Below are 19,234 nucleotides of genomic sequence, written 5' to 3' on the forward strand. Positions count from 1 at the left end.
TATAGGGGAGCGCTGCAAGACAGTGAACGGCCGCAAAAGCAAAAGCTTTAGTAAATTCTCCTTTCTATTTTGTGTCTATCGGTGACATAACTGCCGTAACGGCATTGGTCGCGCGGCGAAAAGTCGGCTGCTGACCGACAACTAACAAGAAGAGGCTGGATAATGACAAATGGCAGCACAGGCACTTCTGGCCGGCGTGGCTGGTTTACCCGCTTTCTGGACTCGGTTGAATGGCTGGGCAACCTGCTGCCGCATCCCGTCACGTTATTTGCGCTGCTGGCATTTGCCATGGTGCTGTTGTCGGGACTGTTTGGTGCACTGGGCGTGTCAGTCGCAGATCCGCGACCCTCAGCGCCGGAAGGCAGTGTCATTGAAGCGGTCAGTCTGCTCAACGCAGAAGGTCTGCGCCTGATACTCGGCAATCTGGTGAGCAATTTTGTCAATTTTGCGCCACTGGGTGTGGTGTTGGTGGCCATGCTCGGTGTGGGTATTGCAGAAAAATCAGGACTGCTATCGGCGATGGTGCGCGGCATAGTGTTGAGCGCGCCGCGGCATGTAGTGACGGTCGCCATTGTGTTTGCCGGTGTCATCTCCAATACCGCCTCGGAAATGGGGTATGTGGTGCTGGTGCCCCTGGCGGGGGCGATTTTCCTGGCGCTGGGCCGGCATCCGCTGGCGGGCATGGCGGCAGCGTTTGCCGGTGTTTCCGGTGGTTACAGTGCCAATCTGCTGATCGGTACCGTAGATCCTTTGCTGGCAGGCATCACGCAGGAGGCGGCGCGACTGATCGACCCATCTTATGAAGTGTTTGCCACTGCCAACTGGTACTTCATGGCGGTCAGTACCTTCATGATCACAATCGTCGGTTCGCTGGTAACGATTTTTATTGTTGAGCCCAAACTCGGCGACTATGACAGCAGCCACGCTGATCCGGGTGTGCTTGATGGCAACAGCATGGAGAAGCTGACGCCAGTTGAGCGCAAAGGGCTACTGGGCGCCGGTGTTGCCGCTGCCCTGGTGCTCGGGCTGATCGCGTTGCTGGCAATACCCGAAGGCGCGCCATTGCGCGACCCGGTTGATGGCAGTACCGGGCCGTTCTTTCGCAGCATTGTCGCCTTCATTTTCCTGTTCTTCCTGGCCACCGGGTTCGCTTACGGCCGGGTGACCGGCAGCATGCGCAATGACCGTGATGTGATTGATGCCATGGCTTCGGCGGTATCGACGCTGGGCCTTTACGTGGTGTTGGTGTTCTTTGCCGCCCAGTTTGTGGCGTTTTTTGGCTGGACCAACCTGGGCGTGATTACCGCGGTGACAGGGGCCGAATTCCTGATTAGCGCCGAACTTACGGGTCCACTGGTGTTCGTGTTTTTTATCATTATGTGCTGCTTTGTCAATCTCATGCTGGGCTCGGCATCCGCGCAGTGGGCGGTGACCGCCCCGGTCTTTGTGCCCATGCTGATGCTGGTAGGTTACGCGCCTGAATTGATACAGGCTGCCTATCGTATCGGTGACTCAACCACCAATATCATTACGCCGATGATGAGTTATTTTGGCCTGATTCTGGCCTGGGCCACGCGTTACAACAAGAATATCGGCATCGGCACCATGATTGCGACGATGCTGCCATTCTCCATCTTTTTCTTCATCTGCTGGGTTGTGCTGTTCTACATCTGGGTGTTTTTGCTGGGATTGCCGGTGGGCCCGGGCGCGGCAACCTATTACACCGGCTAACCGATCCGCTGATCCTGCCTTAAATGAACAAGGTATGACGGGCGATAGTCTGTATAATCGGCGAAAACCGGTTAGTCGAGTGAGACATGTTGCAACTAGGCAAAGTTTATACCCTGCAGGTCCTTGAATTGGCGGATATTGGCGTGTATCTGGAGACAGGTGAGGCCGACCGTTTGCTGTTGCCCCGGCGGCAGGTGCCGACGGGAACGGCCATCGGTGACAGCCTGCGGGTATTTGTCTACCTTGACAGTGAGGATCGACCGGTGGCGAGCATGCGCATGCCCGTTGCCTGTGTTGGACAGTTTGCCTATCTGCCTGTGGTTGATTGCAATGCGGTGGGTGCGTTTCTGGACTGGGGACTGGAAAAAGACCTGCTGGTGCCGTTCATGGAGCAGCACCGCCCCATGGAAGAGGGGCGCTCGTATCTGGTCTACATATATGTTGATAAAGTCCATGGCCGGATCGTGGCTTCGTCAAAAATTGACAAGTTTCTGGATGACGACAAACCTCATCGCTTTAACGCCGGTCAGCCCGTCGACCTGATCATCGCCAACAGTACTGATCTCGGATTCAAGGCAATCATCAATCACAACCATTGGGGTGTGCTGCATCATGCCGACGTGACCGGGCGGCTGAGTTTTGGTCAGAGCATCCAGGGTTATATTCGTCATGTCCGTCCCGATGGCCGTATCGACCTCTCCCTGCGGCCGGCTGCCGAGGTGCTGGATGAACACGGGTCTTTGATTGTCGCCTATCTCGAAAAGCAGGGCGGTTTTGCGCCGATCCATGACAAGTCATCACCTGCTGAGATCGCTCGTGTGTTTAAACTCAGCAAATCTGCGTTCAAGAAAACCATCGGTCGCTTGTACAAACAGGGCGTGATCGATATCCGATCGGACGGGATTCAACTTAGCCCCGATGCGTGAAACGTTAAACTCAATGAAGCAGGAAACCACATTGAAGAACATAGATACCACCGGACAGCAACAGGCCGGACCCGAACCCGTTGACGTTGAAGTTAATGTCATTCCCGTTGAGCTATACAAGGTGCTGAAATTTGAAGGCCTTGTAGGCAGTGGCGCAGAAGCCAAATCAGTTGTTGCTGATGGTATGGTGCTGGTCAACGGTGCGGTTGAAACCCAGAAGCGGAAAAAAATTATGGCAGATGATGTGATTGAATTTGCCGGCCAGCGTTTGCGGATTGTATTTACGGGAGGCGAAGCATGATCAACAACGATGTATTGCGCAGACTCCGATATGCCTTCGATTACAGCGACCAGCAGATGATGGATGTGTTTGCACAGGCGGAATGCAAAGTCTCTCGCGATCAGGTTTGCAACTGGCTGAAGCCGGATGAAGACCCTGATTTTGTTTTCTGCGACGATGTCACGCTGGCCACGTTTTTAAACGGATTGATTAATACCCTGCGTGGTAAAAAAGAAGGGCCGCAGCCTGAACCGGAGCACGAACTGAGCAATAACATGATTTTCATGAAGCTGCGTATTGCCTTGAACCTGAAGTCAGACGATGTGCTGGCCATGCTGGAAGATGCGGGCATGAGTCTTAGCCAGCATGAGCTGACGGCGCTGTTTCGAAAACCCGGACACAAACACTATCGGCAGTGCAAAGATCAGATTTTGCGCAATTTCCTTAAAGCCATTCAGATACGGTGCCGTGATCAGAGTGGCACAGCAGGGAGCGGTGATGCGGATTAGAACTACGTTTCTGGTGGCCGCAACGTTAATGCTCGGACACTGCACGAGTCTTGCGGTCGACCAGGAATTGCCGCCCGGCTTCACTGCACTGGCCAGGGTGGATGACTCCATTGAGCTGGATATGCGGTACACCACCAACAATAACTTTGTCGGTGAACCCATCACCGGTTACCAGGCGACTGCCTGTGTGCTGACCACGGCTGCGGCATCGGCGCTGGCCGACGCCCAAGCGCAGGCAAATCTGCAGGGTTACTCGCTGAAGGTGTACGACTGTTTCAGGCCGCAGCGTGCGGTTGACCATTTTATCCGCTGGGCGGCTGATCTTGATGACCAGAAAATGAAAGCGGCGTTTTATCCCGATGTGCCTAAAGACGAGCTGTTCAGTCGGGGGTACATTGCCGAGCGTTCCGGGCACAGCCGGGGAAGTACTTTGGACCTTACTCTGGTACGGCTGGGTTCGACGCAGCCGCAGGCCGATCCCATGGCCGGCTACGACTGCCGGGGCAACGAAGCGCAGCGCTACCCGGACAACAGCATCAATATGGGGACCAGCTACGACTGTTTTGATGCTCTGTCTCACACCGACAACCCTGACGTGGGTGACGACATTCTGGCCAACCGCCACTTGTTGCGTGACTTGATGGAGGCGGCAGGTTTTAGCAATTATGATCAGGAATGGTGGCACTATACCTTGCGCAACGAACCTTTTTCGGATCAGTATTTTGATTTTGCCATCGACTAAGTTTGCAGGTTTCGCTTTTGACAACGATCAGTACAGTTAACGGTCCGGGGCATCAGGATTGCTGGTTTGTGCCCTTGGGTGGCTGTGGCGAAATTGGCATGAACCTGAATCTGTATGGTCATGCAGGGCAGTGGTTGATGGTGGACTGCGGTGTTACTTTCGAGCGAATCGACGATCAACCCCAGGCCGGCAACCGCGTGGAAATGCCTGACCCGGTGTTTATCGCTAATCGCAGCGAAGCGCTGCTGGGCATCGTAGCCACGCATGCGCATGAAGATCATATTGGCGCCATTCCTCATTTGTGGCAGCAGTTCCGTTGCCCGATTTATACCACGCCGTTTACCCGCCAGGTGCTGCAACGCAAGTTGCGTCAACTCGGTATTGATGCGCCGCTGGTCACGGTGCACCCGGGTGAAACACTGGAGCTGGGTCCGTTCCGCTTACGCTGGTTGCCGATCACCCATTCCACGCCTGAAACAAATGCCCTCATGATCAGCACACCAGTGGCGAAGATACTGCATACGGCCGACTGGAAGCTGGATTCTGCGCCCGTGGTTGGCGATGCCATAAATCCGACTTTGTTTCAGGCGGCAGGTCAGTCCCGTATTGACGCTATTGTGTGTGACTCAACCAACGCGACTCACGCCGGCAGCTCACTGTCTGAATCGGAATTGTTTGAAGACCTGTTGGCAACAGTGCGGGAAAGTGAGGGGCGGGTTGTGGTCGCCTGTTTCGCCAGCAATATAGCGCGCCTGCAAACCCTGGGGAATGTTGCTCATGTGGCAAAGCGCTATCTGGGCGTGATTGGGCGCTCTCTGCATAACATGACAGCCTGCGCCCGTGCCGCCGGTTATCTGCAGGACAATTTCACCGTGGTAGACAATGCTGATCTGGGTTATCTGCAACCGCAGGAGATGTTGCTGTTGGCAACCGGCAGTCAGGGTGAGGCTGGAGCAGCGCTGCACCGGCTGGCCATGGACAACCATCGCGATGTGAATCTCGCCGCAGGCGATCATATTATCTTCAGTGCCAAAACCATTCCCGGCAATGAAGCTGATGTGGCGCGCCTGATTGCCGGCTTTGAAGCACGTCACATCAAGGTGACGCATGCAGACAACACGGCCAGGTCACTGCATGCGTCCGGACACCCTTACTCTGACGAGTTGGCGTTGATGTATCAATGGGTGAAGCCGCGTATTGCCATTCCGATACACGGGGAGGCTCATCACATGCGTTGCAATGCAGAGATCGCCGGCAGCAACGGTGTGCCTGTTTGTCTGCAGGGGAAAAATGGCGATGTGTTTGATATCGTCAACAACCGGGTGCACAGGTCGGTGGTGCCGGTTGGTCGTCTCTGGTTCGACGAGCGTCACCGGCGTCTGGAAAAAGTCTGATTCGTTATTAATGTCATGGCCATAACGGCCACAGGAGTAGTATTTTGTTTGCTGTATTACTGGGTGGGTTTGTCGGGTCCCTGATGGGTGGGCCAATCGGGTTTGTCATGGGGGCTGCCGCGGGCTGGTTCCTGTCAGCTTATCTAAAGAAGCAGGCGGTGGCCGGACTGGTCCAGATCCAGTCTGGTTTTCTTGATTCCATGTTTGCCGTGATGGGAGCCCTGTGCAAGGCCGACGGAGTGGTCACCCGGAACGAAGTGCAGGCAGCGGAGACAGTGTTCAGTCAACTGCGACTGTCCGGTCAACAGCGCGAAATGGCAATTGCGGCATTCAATCGCGGCAAGACGGATGGCTTCGATCTTGATGCCGAGCTTGTGCGCTTTCGCCGTGTCAGCCGCGGCCATCCGGCCATGCTGCGCATGTTTCTGCAGATCCAGATCAGCGCAGTAGCCGCCGATGGCCAGGTGCATCCGGAAGAACACAAAATGTTGCTGCGCATTGCGCGCGGACTTGGCCTGCCCGAATCCCAGGTGGAGCAACTCGAAGCGATGTTGCGCGGTGGTCAGCGTGGTGGCGATGGTCGTTCTGCCGATCAACAGCTGGCCGATGCATATAAGGTATTGGGCGTACCAGCGAGTGTCAGCGATGCTGATCTTAAGCGGGCCTACCGTAAACTGATGAACGAAAATCATCCGGATAAGCTGGCCAGTCAGGGGTTGCCCGACAGCATGCGCGAAATTGCCGAGCGCAAGACCAGTGATATCGCCAGCGCATACGACCTGATCCGGGACGCGCGCAGGCAATAACGGGTGCCTGAAGGTATCAGGGGACGAATGCCGTATAGCCATCACGGCCGCAAATAGATACTCTGGTCGTAATAACTAAAATGGCAAGCAGTCTGCTGATTGTCCAAAATTCGCAAATTGCCCATAAAGAGGCTGGCATCATGATGAATTCTGTCCAAACCATTCTGTCAAACCTGCACCGTTTGTCGAACCTTAGCCGATTGTGGACATTGACCAGGCTGCTGGCCATTGTGACGCTCATCCATGCGCCGCTGAGCAGTGCCCAGAATCCGGCTGACGCACAAGCAAGTATGGATTATTACCTGCCTGACGGCGTCAGTTATGATCCGGCCATACCAACCCCGGAACAGGTACTGGGAACCGTACCAGGCGAATGGCATGTACGCCACGACCAACTGGTCAACTATATGCATGCAGTGGCGGAAGCGTCGGACCGTATCTCGATAGAGCGCTTCGGTCGTTCCTATGAAAACCGGGCACTGCTGATGCTTACCATTACCTCACCGGAGAACCACGGCCGAATAGAACAAATTCGTCAGCAGCATCTGGCGCTCAGCGATCCGTCCGGCAGCGAGGACGTGGCGGTGGCGGATATGCCGGTGGTGCTGTATCAGGGCTACAGTGTGCACGGCAACGAACCCAGTGGTGCCAATGCCGCGCTGTTGTATGTCTATCACCTGGCTGCCGCCCAAGGGCCAGAGATTGAAGACGCACTTGCCAATGCGGTCATTCTGGTCGACCCATCGTTTAATCCTGATGGTCTGGATCGCTTTGCTCAGTGGGCTAACAGTCGCCGCGCCATGACCTTGTCGAGCGATCCCAATAACATGGAGCAGAACGAACCCTGGCCCGGCGGTCGTACCAACCATTACTGGTTCGATCTGAACCGCGACTGGCTGCCATTGCGGCACCCGGAGAGTCGCGCCCGGCTGGAAAATTTCTACCGATGGCGGCCCAACGTACTAACCGATCATCACGAAATGGGGTCTGATAACACATTTTTCTTTCAGCCGGGCATTCCGTCCCGTACGCACCCCATGACGCCGCAGCGAAATCAGGATCTGACTGAAAGCATCGCACAGTTTCACGCACAGGCGTTGGATGCTGATCAGCGACTGTATTATGCCCGCGAGAGCTTTGATGACTTTTATTATGGTAAGGGCTCGACGTACCCTGACATCAATGGCGCCGTTGGTATTTTGTTTGAACAGGCCAGCTCGCGCGGCCACGCACGTGACACCGCGCATGGTGTACTGCGTTTCCCATTTACCATCCAGAATCAGTTTCTGAGTTCGCTGTCGACGCTGGAAGGTGCGTTGTCTTTGCGCACCGAATTGCTCGATTATCAGCGCGAGTTCTATCGGGAAGCACTGGACATGGCCGACGCAGCAGACACCAAAGGTTATGTGTTCGGTGATGCAGACGACAGCGGCAGCGCCTATCGAATGGCAGAGGTGCTGCGTCAACATCAGATTGCCGTGCATGTGCTTGCTGAGGACCTGAACGTTGGTGAGCAGACTTTTCAGAGCGGTCAGGCCTATGTCGTATCCGGTAGTCAGGGCCAGCACCGGTTGATCGAATCCATTTTCGAGCGACGCACCGAGTTTCCTGACACGTTGTTCTACGACGTCTCTACCTGGACTTTCCCCTACGCATTTAATACGCCGTTTGCCGAACTGGGCAGTCGGGCGTTCAACAGCGATCTGCTGGGAGACATGGTTGCAGTCAATGACTTTCCGGCAGGTGAGTTTGTTGGTGGCAACAATGCCTATGCCTATCTGTTTGAGTGGGACGAGTTCTATGCCCCGCGTGCATTGTACCGATTGCTGGATGCCGGCATCCGGGTAAAAGTGGCAACTGAACCGTTCACGGCGGCGACGCCTGCCGGTGAACGGCAATTTGATTACGGCACCATCATGGTGGCGGTGGGCCCCCAGGACGTCCAGGCCGACGAGATTCGTTCGCTGATGCGCCAGGCCAGCGAAGAAGAAGCGATGACGGTGTATGCCATGGAAACCGGTTTATCCGCCGGCGGCATTGACCTGGGCAGTCCCGGTTTCAGTAATCTGCGTCGACCCAGTATTGCGCTGTTGGCAGGCGAAGGTACACGCTCCTCTGAGGTCGGTGAAGCCTGGCACACCTTTGACCAGAAGTTTGCCATGCCGATTACCCTACTGACTCAGGAGCAGATGAAGCAGGCTGATCTGAATCACTATAACGTGTTGATCATGGCGAGTGGCAGTTATTCCTCGGTGCAGGCTGACCGAGTCAAACAGTGGGTCGAAGCCGGCGGAACCTTGATTGTCTACAAGTCCGCGCTAAGCTGGGCGGCCCGTAATGAACTTGCCAATATCACACTGATTGACAATTCCGGGCAAGAAAGTGACACCACGCTTTCTTACGCAGACATGGAACGCAATCGTGGCGAGCAGCTGATCGGCGGCAGCATATTCAATACCACACTGGATCTGACTCATCCGCTGGGATATGGCTACAATACGTCTCTACTGCGGGTTTTCCGGGACAGTACACTGTTTATGGAGCGAGCGGAAAATCCCTATGCAACACCGTTGCAATATACCGACATGCCACTGGCAAGCGGATATGTATCGCAGGAGAATATCGACACCATGGCAGGTACCGCCGCGATTGTGGTGACGGCGCTCGGGTCGGGCAGGGTCATTGCGATGACGGATAACCCCAATTTCCGCGCCTTCTGGTTCGGTACTACACGACTGTTCATGAATGCCGTGTTCTTCGGTCATACTATCAGCAGTGGCGCTTCGAATTGATCATTTATTGCTATGATGTTGCCCGAGGGCTGCTGCTGAGCGCCTTTTCGAATTCTTTCTCGGGTACCGGTTTGCCAAAGTGGTAGCCTTGAAACAGCGGGCAGCCAAGGTCCTTCAGGAACCGGAACTGCTCCATTGTTTCCACGCCCTCGGCAATCACTTCAATCTCCAGATTATTGGCCATGCCAATGATGGTCTGTACAATGACGGCGTTGACTGATCTATCAAGCATCTTGTGCACAAATGACTGATCAATTTTTAGTTGATGCAAGGGCAGTTGAGTGAGGTAAGAAAGGGACGAATATCCGGTACCAAAGTCATCCATGGAAAAGCGGACACCGGCATCTCCCAGTGCGTTCATTTTCTCGACGGCGGAGTCGACATTATCCAGAATCAGGCTTTCGGTCAATTCCAGTTTCAGGCTGCCGCGCCGGACGTTGTTAGTGGCGATGGCATCAAGCACCTGTCTGACGAAATCGTCCTGATGAAACTGTCTGGCACTGACGTTGACAGCCAATTGCAGGCGTGACGTCAGTGCGCTGTTTTCCCATGCTTTGAGCTTACGGCAGGCGGCATTCAGCACCCAGTTGCCGATGGGAACAATCAATCCGGCTTCCTCGGCCAGGGGAATAAAATCGCCTGGTGGAATCAATCCTTTTGTCGGACACATCCAGCGGATTAATGCTTCGGCGCCAACAACGTTGCCTTCGTTGTCTACCTGAGGTTGGTAATATAAACAGAACTGCTTTTCTTCTAATGCCAGTCGCAGATCGGTTTCCATTTGCAGGCGCGCTTCCAGAACAGCCTGCATCGCCGGATCGTAGAAATACAGCGTATTGCGACCGCTACGTTTGGCCTGATACATGGCGGTGTCCGCACGACGTATCAATTCGTGGGCGCTGATATCTCGGTCGCCATATAGGCTGACGCCGACGCTCGCGCTGCCATGGTAGTCCTCGCCCTGCAATGGGTAGGGTTCACTCATGGCGCGAAGTATTTTTTCGCCCGCAATCTCAGCGTTGTTCACTGCCTGTTCAACGTTGTCGCTAAGTGACTCAAGTATGACAACAAACTCGTCTCCACCAAAGCGTGCTACGGTGTCGCCTTCGCGGACACAGCCGTTCAGGCGCTGAGCTGTCATCGTCAGCAAATTGTCACCGATATTGTGACCTTTAGTGTCATTCAGGGTCTTGAAGTTGTCGAGGTCAATGAACAGCAACGCGCCATATTTTCGCTGCCGAGAACCTGTTGCGATGCTATGCTGTAGACGATCCTGCATCAGTCTGCGATTGGGCAGGCCAGTCAGGGGATCATAAAATGCCAACTGTTCAATCCTGTCTTCCGCTGCAATGCGATCGGAGATGTTGATTCCGACACCGGCCAGGCATAGCTGGCCCTTATAGCGTACGCTACGGCCAGTAAAAAAATACGGTACCTTGCTGCCGTTCTTGGCCATGAAGGATGCCTCCACAGCGGCTTCGCCATCGCGGAAAACTCTGGCGATTGCCAATTCCAGTAAGCGCTTCTCGTCGTCATCAAAGAACTGCAATGGATGCATTCCCGCGACTTCGTCGTGGCTGTAACCGGAAACCGTTTCAAAATTCTTGTTCCATCGCAGGAAATGCCCGGCCTCATTGTAGAAATAGACAATGCCCGGCATGCTGTCTAGCATGGCTTGCGAAAATTGGCTCTCCTGACGCGCGGTCGTTTCAGCTTCATAACGTTCATTGGCCATCCTGAAGCTTTCCAGGCCAAATGACACATCGATCGCCACTTCTTCCAGCAGGCTTAGCTCACGCTTGCAAAAAAACTCGGGCTCATTCGCGTAGACACTCAGTACGCCACATACTTTGCCCTCAAGCCGCAGCGGCAGGGAAGTAAAAGATTGCAGGTCCTGTTTGATGGCCTCATGTCGCCAGAGTTTCGATAATGGGTCAAAAAGCACGTCATTGCAGACATAGGAGACGCCGTCGTTGATGACCTTGTCCCAGGGGTTAATGCCACGCGCGTCATGGCCACTGTGCTGAATGATGTCGTTGATGCAGCTCGTCCCATCGCCGGACCATGCCAGCGGTTCAGGCACTGATTGCGCTTCGCCTACCGTGCCAATCCACGCCATGCGAAAGCCGCCGTAGTTCACCAGTGACTGACTGACCTTGTCGAAGAGTTGCTGACGATCGGCGGCGGCGACGATGGACTGGTTGATATGACTGAGTGCGCTGTACAGTCGGTTGCCGCGTTCAATCTCCTGTTTGTGCTGTTTCAGGTTGTCGTAGCCTGCTTCGATGGCACCATATGTGCGCCGCATCATCAGTAACAATAGCAGCGACGTGAAAATGACAAAACCGACTCCCTTATAGACGCTCAGACGCAGTAACAGAGCCTGATCGGATACAAACAACGTCAGGATTTGATCAGAGAAAACTATCCACAAAATCGAGATGGCTGCATACACACCGGCGATGCGCCAGGCGCGCGATTGCAGTCGCGACGCTTTGCGCCTTTGTCGCTTGAATAGGGCTGTCACTAGGTCAGGTAACCACGGCATGAGCTTTTATTCTATCCTTGTAGGTAGCTCCGGGATATCATCCCGTATTTCAGCATGACACAAATCTTGCCGGAGGCTAACAGACGCGTCTCTGGCAATCAGGCTTTGACCAATCCATTATCGGTCGTAACCCTTCTCAGTATAGTCGGGTTTGGTGACTGTGCAAGACTGCGGTATTCTGTTGGGCCGACAATTGATGTGGCGCGCATGTGGCGTTAATTACAAGGCTGTGCTCATTCATTCACCCAACACGCTTGTGTCTTCGCTACCCCCGGCTCCGCAACGCTGGCTTATTTTCTGTGCCATCGTCGATAATTTTGGCGATATCGGCGTGTGCTGGCGGTTGGCGCGTCAGCTGGTACGCGACTATCAGCAGTCAGTTACGCTGATGGTTGACGATTGGCAGACCGCGCTGTCCTTTGTTGGCAGGATGGACGCCTGCCTGTTGTCACAGCTTGATGAACAGGGGGTCCGCATAGTTCATTGGTGTGATCAAGCAGACGGGCATGCTGATGTTTCCCCGGCAACAATTGTGGTAGAAGCGTTCGGCTGTGCTTTGCCGGATGCGGTGATCGCGCGCATGGCCGCACTGACACAGGCGTCTGACAATGATGACGCCGAAACAGGAAGGGCAAGCGCCAGGCCGTGCTGGATCAACCTCGAATACCTTAGCGCCGAACCCTGGATAGAAAGCTATCACTGCCAGACGTCTTTGCAGACAATGCAAAGCGGTGCTGGCAACGATCGCTCGCTGGCGACCGTGGTGCTGCACAAGGCGTTCTTTTTCCCTGGCTTCACGGCGGCATCGGGCGGCCTGCTGCGTGAACGTGACCTGTTGGCAAAACATGATCAATGGCAGACGACGCTGGCGCAGACCCGGTCGGAGTTGCTGGCTTGGCTTGATGTCGACAGCCGAGCCCCGGTCAGGGTCCGGCGCGACGACGCGATATGGTTGTCGCTGTTCGCCTATGCCAGGCAGCCGGGGTCACCACAGTCGGGGAATCTGGCATTGACCAGCTTGTTTGCTGCCCTGGCCGAAGACCCGGTTCCAGTCTTGTGCCTGGTGCCTGTGGGCAACGTTCTGGTCGATGTCGCAGATGCCCTGGGTCAGCCCGTGATACCGGATGTGGGCGAGGTACTGGAAAAAGGTTCGCTGAGTGTGCTGGTTATCCCGTTTCTGCCACTGGATGACTATGACAGGCTGCTAAGCGCCTGTGACCTGAATATAGTGCGTGGAGAGGATTCGTTTGTCCGTGCCCAATGGGCGGCGAGACCCCTGGTCTGGCATGCCTACCCCCAGCAGCAGAATACCCATCTGGACAAGCTGGACGCCTTTCTGGCGCGTTACGGTGATACCGACGTGCCAGAAAACAGTGAGGATTCTTTGATGCAATTCAACCGGTTCTGGAATCTTGATGCGGATTGCAAAAAAGTGTGGCATGATCTGCGCCCGCAACTCCCGGACCTGACCCTCAGGGCCCGGAACTGGCAGCAAAAACTGGCTGAATTGCCTGATCTGGCAAGTAGTCTGATGCAGTTCTACCGTAATCGGCCGTAGCCGATACCCTATTATATTGAGTACTCATTCATGAAAATCGCACAAGAAATCCGTGCCGGTCAGGTCATCATGGTCGGCGGTTCGCCCTGGAAGGTGCAAAAGACCGAGTTCAACAAGTCCGGTCGTAACTCTGCAGTTTGCAAAATGAAGCTGAAGAACCTGCTTAACGGCGTGGCAACCGAGACGGTTTTCAAGGCCGATGACAAATTGGAAAACGTGGTGCTGGAGCAAAAGGAAGTGACTTATTCCTACTTTGCCGACCCCATGTATGTATTTGTTGACACTGACTACGAACAGATCGAAATTGAAAAGGATGATCTGGAAAACGTCATCGATTATATCGAAGACGGCATGGAAGATGTCTGCCAGGCGGTGTTCTACAACGGCAAAGTGATTTCCATTGATCTGCCCAACGCCATCGTGCGCGAAATCGCCTACACTGAGCCGTCTGCGCGTGGCGATACGTCAGGCAAAGTCATGAAAACGGCACGCCTGAACAGCGGCTACGAGCTGTCCGTGTCCTCGTTCTGCGAAATCGGCGATTGTGTGGAAATTGATACCCGCACCGGCGAGTACAAGTCACGCGTCAAACGCTGATCGCGGTGACTGCGACTCCGCAGTTGCTTTACCTAATCCCGCAATACCATCGCGTAAATCCGACCGGTGACGACTTATTAGGTCGGCACCGGTTGACTTCGCTGCCCCGGCTGCTTTTAATGACCCCTCCCTAACGTCAGCAGGAGGCAGGTTTGTCTGATTCGTTACCCCCGCAAGACGATACCCACCATGCCTCTGCGAGCAATGCTGACGGAGCATCTGCTGCGCGGATAAATCCGGTTGTCATGACAGGCTCGGCCGCCGGCATTCTTCTATTTGCGCTGTGGGCGTTGCTGTTCTCCGAACAGGCAACGCGCGTGATCAATGCCATACTGGCTCAGATATCGCGCGGTTTCGGCTGGTTCTACTTTCTTTCAGTGTTGATATTCCTGCTGTTTGTGATTGGAGTTGCGATGTCCCGATTTGGCGATATCCGTTTAGGCCCGGACGACGCCAGGCCCGAATTTCCACTCTGGAGCTGGGCGGCCATGTTGTTTGCTGCGGGCATTGGTATTGATCTGCTTTTTTTCAGCGTGTCGGAGCCGCTGTTCCACTTTCTGATGCCGCTTGATCAGACTCCTGGCACCGTTGAGGCGGCGCGCCATGCCATGGAGCTGACGTTTCTGCACTGGGGTCTGTCAGGGTGGGGTGTCTACACCTTGGTTGGCATGTCGCTCGCATTCTTTTGTTATCGACGTGGGCTGCCATTGACCATACGCTCCGCGCTGTATCCGATTTTTGGCAGGCATATTAACGGTATCGCTGGCCACACGGTGGATATTGCCGCGGTACTGGGTACCGTATTTGGCATCGCTACCAGCCTGGGCATTGGCATCATTCAATTGAATTTTGGCCTCAATTACATGTTTGGTCTGCCCGAGGGGTTGGTGGTGCAGACGTCACTCGCGTTGCTGATTGTGTTTTTCTCCGCAGTGTCTGCAGTGACGGGAGTCGGCCGTGGTATCCGCCGCCTGTCTGAATTCAACATGGTCCTGGCGCTGTTATTGGTGTTGTTTGTTCTGGTCAGTGGCAAGACCATCTTTCTGCTTAATGTCATGGTCACCAATATCGGTGATTACCTGTCTGATTTCCTGCAGCTTTCTACCGACACCTATGCGTTTGATCGACCGGTTGACTGGCTCAATGCCTGGACCGTGTTCTTCTGGGCCTGGTGGATTGCCTGGGGGCCTTTTGTGGGTCTGTTTCTGGCGCGTATTTCACGTGGTCGGACCGTGCGTGAATTTGTTGCCGGCACACTGATCCTGCCACTGTGTTTCATGATGGTGTGGATGTCTGTCATCGGTAACAGTGCCATTGATCTGGCCATGACGGGCGAGGCGGGCAGCGATTTTGCTGCCCAGGCCATTGACCATCCGGGCTCGTCCATCTACCTGTTTCTTGAATCACTGCCCTGGGCGGGTGTGACCACATTCGTTGTCAGTATTCTGGCCATCGTTTTTTTTGTCACCTCGGGAGACTCGGGCTCTCTGGTGCTGTCCAACCTGACTGTCCAGCACCCGCGCATTGAGGGTAATGGTTTGCGGGACCGGTCAAGGCAACCGGATCCGGCCTCATGGTTACGGATATTCTGGGCTGTTGTTATCGGAGTGCTGACTTTGTCTTTGCTACTGGCGGATGGCATGAGCACGCTTCAGGGGGCGGTTGTTGTGATGGGACTGCCATTTGCCATTGTCCTGTATCTGATGATGATAGCTTTGTTCAAGTCGTTAAAGCAGGAAGTTCGACATGAGTGAGATGAGTTTCAATCGCAGCGCTGACTTTGTGGTCGTGGGGGCGGGCTCAGCCGGCTGTGTGCTGGCCGACAGACTGAGCGCAGATGGCAAACACGAGGTGTTGGTGCTTGAATTTGGCGGCATGGACAATTCTGTTTTTATCCAGATGCCAACGGCACTTTCCATCCCCATGAGCAGTGACAAATACGACTGGGGTCTGCATACACAGTCAGAGCCGGGCCTGGGTGGTCGATCGGTACATCAGGCAAGAGGTAAGGTAATTGGCGGCTCGTCGTCAATCAATGGCATGGTGTATGTGCGAGGCAATGCAGGCGATTTTGACCAGTGGCAGCAATTGGGCGCTGAAGGTTGGTCCTATGCCGATGTGTTGCCTTACTTTCAGCGTGCGGAGGACTGCCTGTATGGTGCAGACGACTACCGCGGCGAGAACGGTCCGGTTGGCATTTGTAATGGCAACAATATGCGCAATCCGCTGTATCGGGTGTTTATCGAAGCCGGGCGCGAAGCCGGGTACGGTGTCACCGAGGACTATAACGGCTTCCGTCAGGAAGGCTTTGGCCGCATGGACATGACGGTAAAAAACGGCGTGCGTTGCTCTACCGCCAATGCCTATCTTAAGCCCGCGCTGAGTCGACGCAACCTCAAACTACAGACGAAGGCGCTGACCACACGTATCCTGATGGATGGCAAACGTGCGGTGGGTGTCGAATATCAGCATCAGGGGAAAACGGTACGAGTGCAGGCGCGACGTGAAGTCATTCTAAGCGCCAGTGCTTTCAACTCGCCGAAACTGTTGCTGCTGTCTGGCATTGGCCCGCGCGAGCATCTGCAAGACATAGGTATAGATGTAGTACATGACCTGCCAGGTGTCGGGCAAAATCTGCAGGACCACCTGGAAGTCTGGGTTCAGCACGCCTGCCGCCAGGCCGGCACCTTAAATGGCTGGCTCAATCCGGTTGGCAAGTTGTTGATTGGTGCGCGCTGGCTGATGTTCAAAAGCGGACTGGGGGCGACCAATCATTTTGAGTCCAATGCCTACATACGCAGCCGTGAGGGATTGCGATACCCTGATCTGCAGTATCACTTTCTGGCCGGCGCCATTGCCTATGACGGCTCCAGCGCACTAAAAGGCCACGGCTTTCAGGTGCATCTGGGCGCCAACAAACCGTCGAGTCGAGGACGAGTGCAATTGTCGTCCGCTGATCCTGCCGCACCACCGGATATTCTTTTTAACTATCTCAGTGAGGAAGCCGATCGTCAGGCCTATCGTGATGGCCTGCGCCTGACACGAGAGATATTTTCCCAGCCTGCGTTTGATGACTATCGTGGTGAAGAAGTGTCACCTGGCCCAGCCGTTAATACGGATGCAGAGATAGATGACTGGGTGGCGCGTTCAGCAGCAACAGCTTACCACCCTTGTGGCAGTTGTCGTATGGGAAGTGATGCGATGGCCGTCGTTGATTCACAGTGCCGCGTGCACGGTGTTGAGAATTTGCGGGTAGTTGACTCTTCGGTCATGCCGGCACTGACCAATGGCAATATCAACGCGCCCACCATCATGATAGGGGAGAAAGCCGCCGATCATATTCTGGGTAGGCCAGTATTGTCGCCCAGCCCGGCAGCGGCCTGGCAGGCACCTGACTGGAAGCAGGCGCAGCGTGAATCAGGCGCGAGGTAACTCGCGCCGCAGTGCTCGCAGCAACCCCCAGCACATCAGAATCATGACCACGGCAAAGGGCAGTGCGCTGGCTACAGTTGCAGTTTGTAGTGCCGCCAATCCACCCGCAATCAGTAGCACAGCGGCGATCGTGCCTTCCAGTAACGCCCAGAAAATGCGTTGCCACAATGGCGTCTGACTAGCGCCACCAGAGGTCAGCGTATCCACGACCAGCGAGCCCGAATCGGACGAGGTAACAAAGAATGTCACCACCAGTATGGTGGCTATAAACGAGGTCGCAGCAGGCCAGGGTAGATGCTCAAGGAATTGAAAGAGTGCGACTGAATTGTCGACAGCCACATCCGTGGCCAGGGTCTCCATACCCTGGTTCATGATCAGGTCGATGGCAGTGTTGCCAAAAAATGTCATCCACATCACGGTAAACCCGAGCGGGAGTAGCAGAACGCCGACGATGAATTCACGAATACTGCGGCCTCGTGATACCCGCGCGATAAACATGCCGACAAACGGAGCCCAGGCAATCCACCATCCCCAGTAGAACAGGGTCCAGGCACTGAGCCATGCGTCGTTGGGCTGGTAGACATACAGGTTCAGTGTCATATCAAGCAGCCCGGCGATGTAGGCTCCGGTGTTTTGCATCAGTGCCTGCAGCAGCAGCGCCGTTGGCCCTGCCAGCAAGACAAAACCGAGCAGACCTGCAGCCAACACTATGTTCAAAATTGACAGCCGGCGGATTCCGCCATCGAGTCCCAGAATCACCGAAGCGGTGGCTATGAGCGTAATCAGTGCGATTAACCCTACCTGCACAGGCATCATCACGGGCACCTCAAACAGATAGTTGAGACCGGCATTGATCTGCATAACGCCGAGCCCGAGCGAAGTAGCGACGCCGAACAAGGTGCCCAGCACGGCAAAGACATCCACCGCATGGCCTATGGGACCATAAATCCTGTTTCCGATCAGTGGGTAGAGGGACGAGCGTACGGTCAAAGGCAGGCCTTTGCGAAAGGCAAAATATGCCAGTGACAGCGCTACCACTGCATAAATGCCCCAGCCGTGCAGTCCCCAATGGAAAAGGGTCAGGCGCATGGCCTGACGCGCTGCTTCGGCGCTTTGTGCATCACCGACAGGGGGAAGCATCAGGTGGGTGACAGGCTCTGCAACGCCAAAAAACATCAGGCCGATGCCGATGCCTGCAGAAAACAGCATGGCGAACCAGACACTGTAGCTGTAGTCGGGAGCGCTGTCGTCAGGACCCAGTTTTATGCTACCGAAGCGTGACAGTGCCAGCCAGACAACAAAAACCAGAAACCCGGTGACCACCAGCATATAAAACCAGCCAGCTTTTGTGTTGATCCATGTGTATAGCAGGCCCGATAGAGAGCTGGCCAGGTCAGTATAGACTGCGGAAAAAAATACAAGCAGCAGGACCAGGACAGCGACGGTTATAAAAACCGGTGGATTTATCTTGTTGGCGAAGGGCAGTGGTAGCGTTTGGGTCAGGGGGCGTTTTATAGGGTCGCTCCGTTCGGAATCAGTCATCAGTCACCTCAATTAGCCCCAAACTGCCATACGTGGTGACTGGCCGCAAGTCGGGTTGCACAATCGCGGGTTCAGCACCAGCCCTGTTGCCAGGTGTCCGTATCTGAAAGCTCACGCCAGCGAAGACGGGTTTTGCGACCTGAGTAGACCGCTTCCATTTCTACGAAGGCCAGTTTTCTGGACGGGCAGCCCTTATCCGGAAGCATTTGCGTCACCCTGAAATGTTTATCTTTGTTTATCGGGGTAACGGCCGTCCATTTGCTGTGCAACAGAACTTTTGGGTTCAGATTGACCATGATTGATTTTCCGCATCGTTTTCATAGCTTATTTCAATTAAAAATAATTCTACATTAGCTTTAGTATATCAGGCGTCATAG

At 54.7% G+C, this 19,234-nt stretch carries 15 protein-coding genes; 12 read left to right on the top strand and 3 right to left on the bottom strand.

Features of this window, described 5'->3' with window-relative positions:
* Positions 1–162 precede the first annotated feature (162 nt).
* From PHACT_RS10635 to PHACT_RS10670, 8 genes are all read left to right on the top strand, one after another.
* Entirely contained in the window at positions 163–1,731 is a 1,569-nt protein-coding gene (locus PHACT_RS10635) for an AbgT family transporter (RefSeq protein WP_070117753.1), read from the top strand.
* An 86-nt stretch (positions 1,732–1,817) separates the two neighbouring features.
* Positions 1,818–2,657, top strand: a complete 840-nt coding sequence (locus PHACT_RS10640) for a CvfB family protein (protein WP_070117754.1) — start codon at positions 1,818–1,820, stop codon at positions 2,655–2,657.
* A gap of 31 nt (positions 2,658–2,688) precedes the next feature.
* On the top strand, positions 2,689–2,958 hold the full coding sequence (locus PHACT_RS10645; RefSeq protein WP_245730698.1) for an RNA-binding S4 domain-containing protein: 270 nt from the start codon (positions 2,689–2,691) through the stop codon (positions 2,956–2,958).
* On the top strand, positions 2,955–3,446 hold the full coding sequence (locus PHACT_RS10650) for a YehS family protein (RefSeq protein WP_070117755.1): 492 nt from the start codon (positions 2,955–2,957) through the stop codon (positions 3,444–3,446). The genes PHACT_RS10645 and PHACT_RS10650 overlap by 4 nt, the downstream gene beginning before the upstream one ends.
* Positions 3,436–4,188, top strand: a complete 753-nt coding sequence (locus PHACT_RS10655; RefSeq protein ID WP_083264513.1) for a M15 family metallopeptidase — start codon at positions 3,436–3,438, stop codon at positions 4,186–4,188. The genes PHACT_RS10650 and PHACT_RS10655 overlap by 11 nt, the downstream gene beginning before the upstream one ends.
* Positions 4,189–4,205: 17 nt before the next feature.
* Positions 4,206–5,582 carry a ribonuclease J gene (locus tag PHACT_RS10660; protein WP_245730700.1) on the top strand — a complete coding sequence of 459 codons (1,377 nt, stop codon included), beginning with the start codon at positions 4,206–4,208 and terminating at the stop codon, positions 5,580–5,582.
* Between the two features lie 41 nt (positions 5,583–5,623).
* Positions 5,624–6,388 (top strand): co-chaperone DjlA, encoded by a 765-nt coding sequence (djlA, locus tag PHACT_RS10665; protein WP_070117756.1) that lies wholly within the window; start codon positions 5,624–5,626, stop codon positions 6,386–6,388.
* A 140-nt stretch (positions 6,389–6,528) separates the two neighbouring features.
* Entirely contained in the window at positions 6,529–9,180 is a 2,652-nt protein-coding gene (locus tag PHACT_RS10670) for a M14 metallopeptidase family protein (protein WP_245730702.1), read from the top strand.
* A gap of 10 nt (positions 9,181–9,190) precedes the next feature.
* Here the strand turns inward: PHACT_RS10670 and PHACT_RS10675 are convergent, their stop codons facing one another.
* Positions 9,191–11,728, bottom strand: a complete 2,538-nt coding sequence (locus PHACT_RS10675) for a bifunctional diguanylate cyclase/phosphodiesterase (RefSeq protein ID WP_070117757.1) — start codon at positions 11,726–11,728, stop codon at positions 9,191–9,193.
* Between the two features lie 160 nt (positions 11,729–11,888).
* Here PHACT_RS10675 and earP point away from each other — a divergent pair, with 160 nt between their 5' ends.
* From earP to betA, 4 genes are all read left to right on the top strand, one after another.
* Complete coding sequence (earP, locus tag PHACT_RS10680; protein WP_245730704.1) at positions 11,889–13,286, top strand: elongation factor P maturation arginine rhamnosyltransferase EarP; 1,398 nt, start codon at positions 11,889–11,891, stop codon at positions 13,284–13,286.
* Positions 13,287–13,316: 30 nt separating this feature from the next.
* Positions 13,317–13,883: an elongation factor P gene (gene efp, locus PHACT_RS10685; protein ID WP_070117758.1), complete on the top strand. Its 567-nt coding sequence runs from the start codon at positions 13,317–13,319 to the stop codon at positions 13,881–13,883.
* 152 nt (positions 13,884–14,035) lie between these two features.
* A complete protein-coding gene (betT, locus tag PHACT_RS10690) occupies positions 14,036–15,637 on the top strand; it encodes a choline BCCT transporter BetT (protein WP_083264515.1) in 1,602 nt (533 codons plus the stop codon).
* Complete coding sequence (betA, locus tag PHACT_RS10695) at positions 15,630–17,315, top strand: choline dehydrogenase (protein ID WP_070117760.1); 1,686 nt, start codon at positions 15,630–15,632, stop codon at positions 17,313–17,315. Before betT ends, betA begins: the two co-directional genes overlap by 8 nt.
* Here the strand turns inward: betA and PHACT_RS10700 are convergent.
* Positions 17,301–18,857, bottom strand: a complete 1,557-nt coding sequence (locus PHACT_RS10700) for a BCCT family transporter (RefSeq protein WP_083264516.1) — start codon at positions 18,855–18,857, stop codon at positions 17,301–17,303. The two genes, betA and PHACT_RS10700, sit on opposite strands and share 15 nt — an antisense overlap.
* A gap of 71 nt (positions 18,858–18,928) precedes the next feature.
* Positions 18,929–19,153, bottom strand: coding sequence for a TIGR02450 family Trp-rich protein (locus PHACT_RS10705; protein WP_070117761.1), 225 nt, complete (start codon positions 19,151–19,153; stop codon positions 18,929–18,931).
* Between the last annotated feature and the right edge of the window lie 81 nt (positions 19,154–19,234).

This window comes from Pseudohongiella acticola (assembly GCF_001758195.1).
In the GTDB taxonomy this organism is placed as follows: Bacteria; Pseudomonadota; Gammaproteobacteria; order Pseudomonadales; family Pseudohongiellaceae; genus Pseudohongiella; species Pseudohongiella acticola.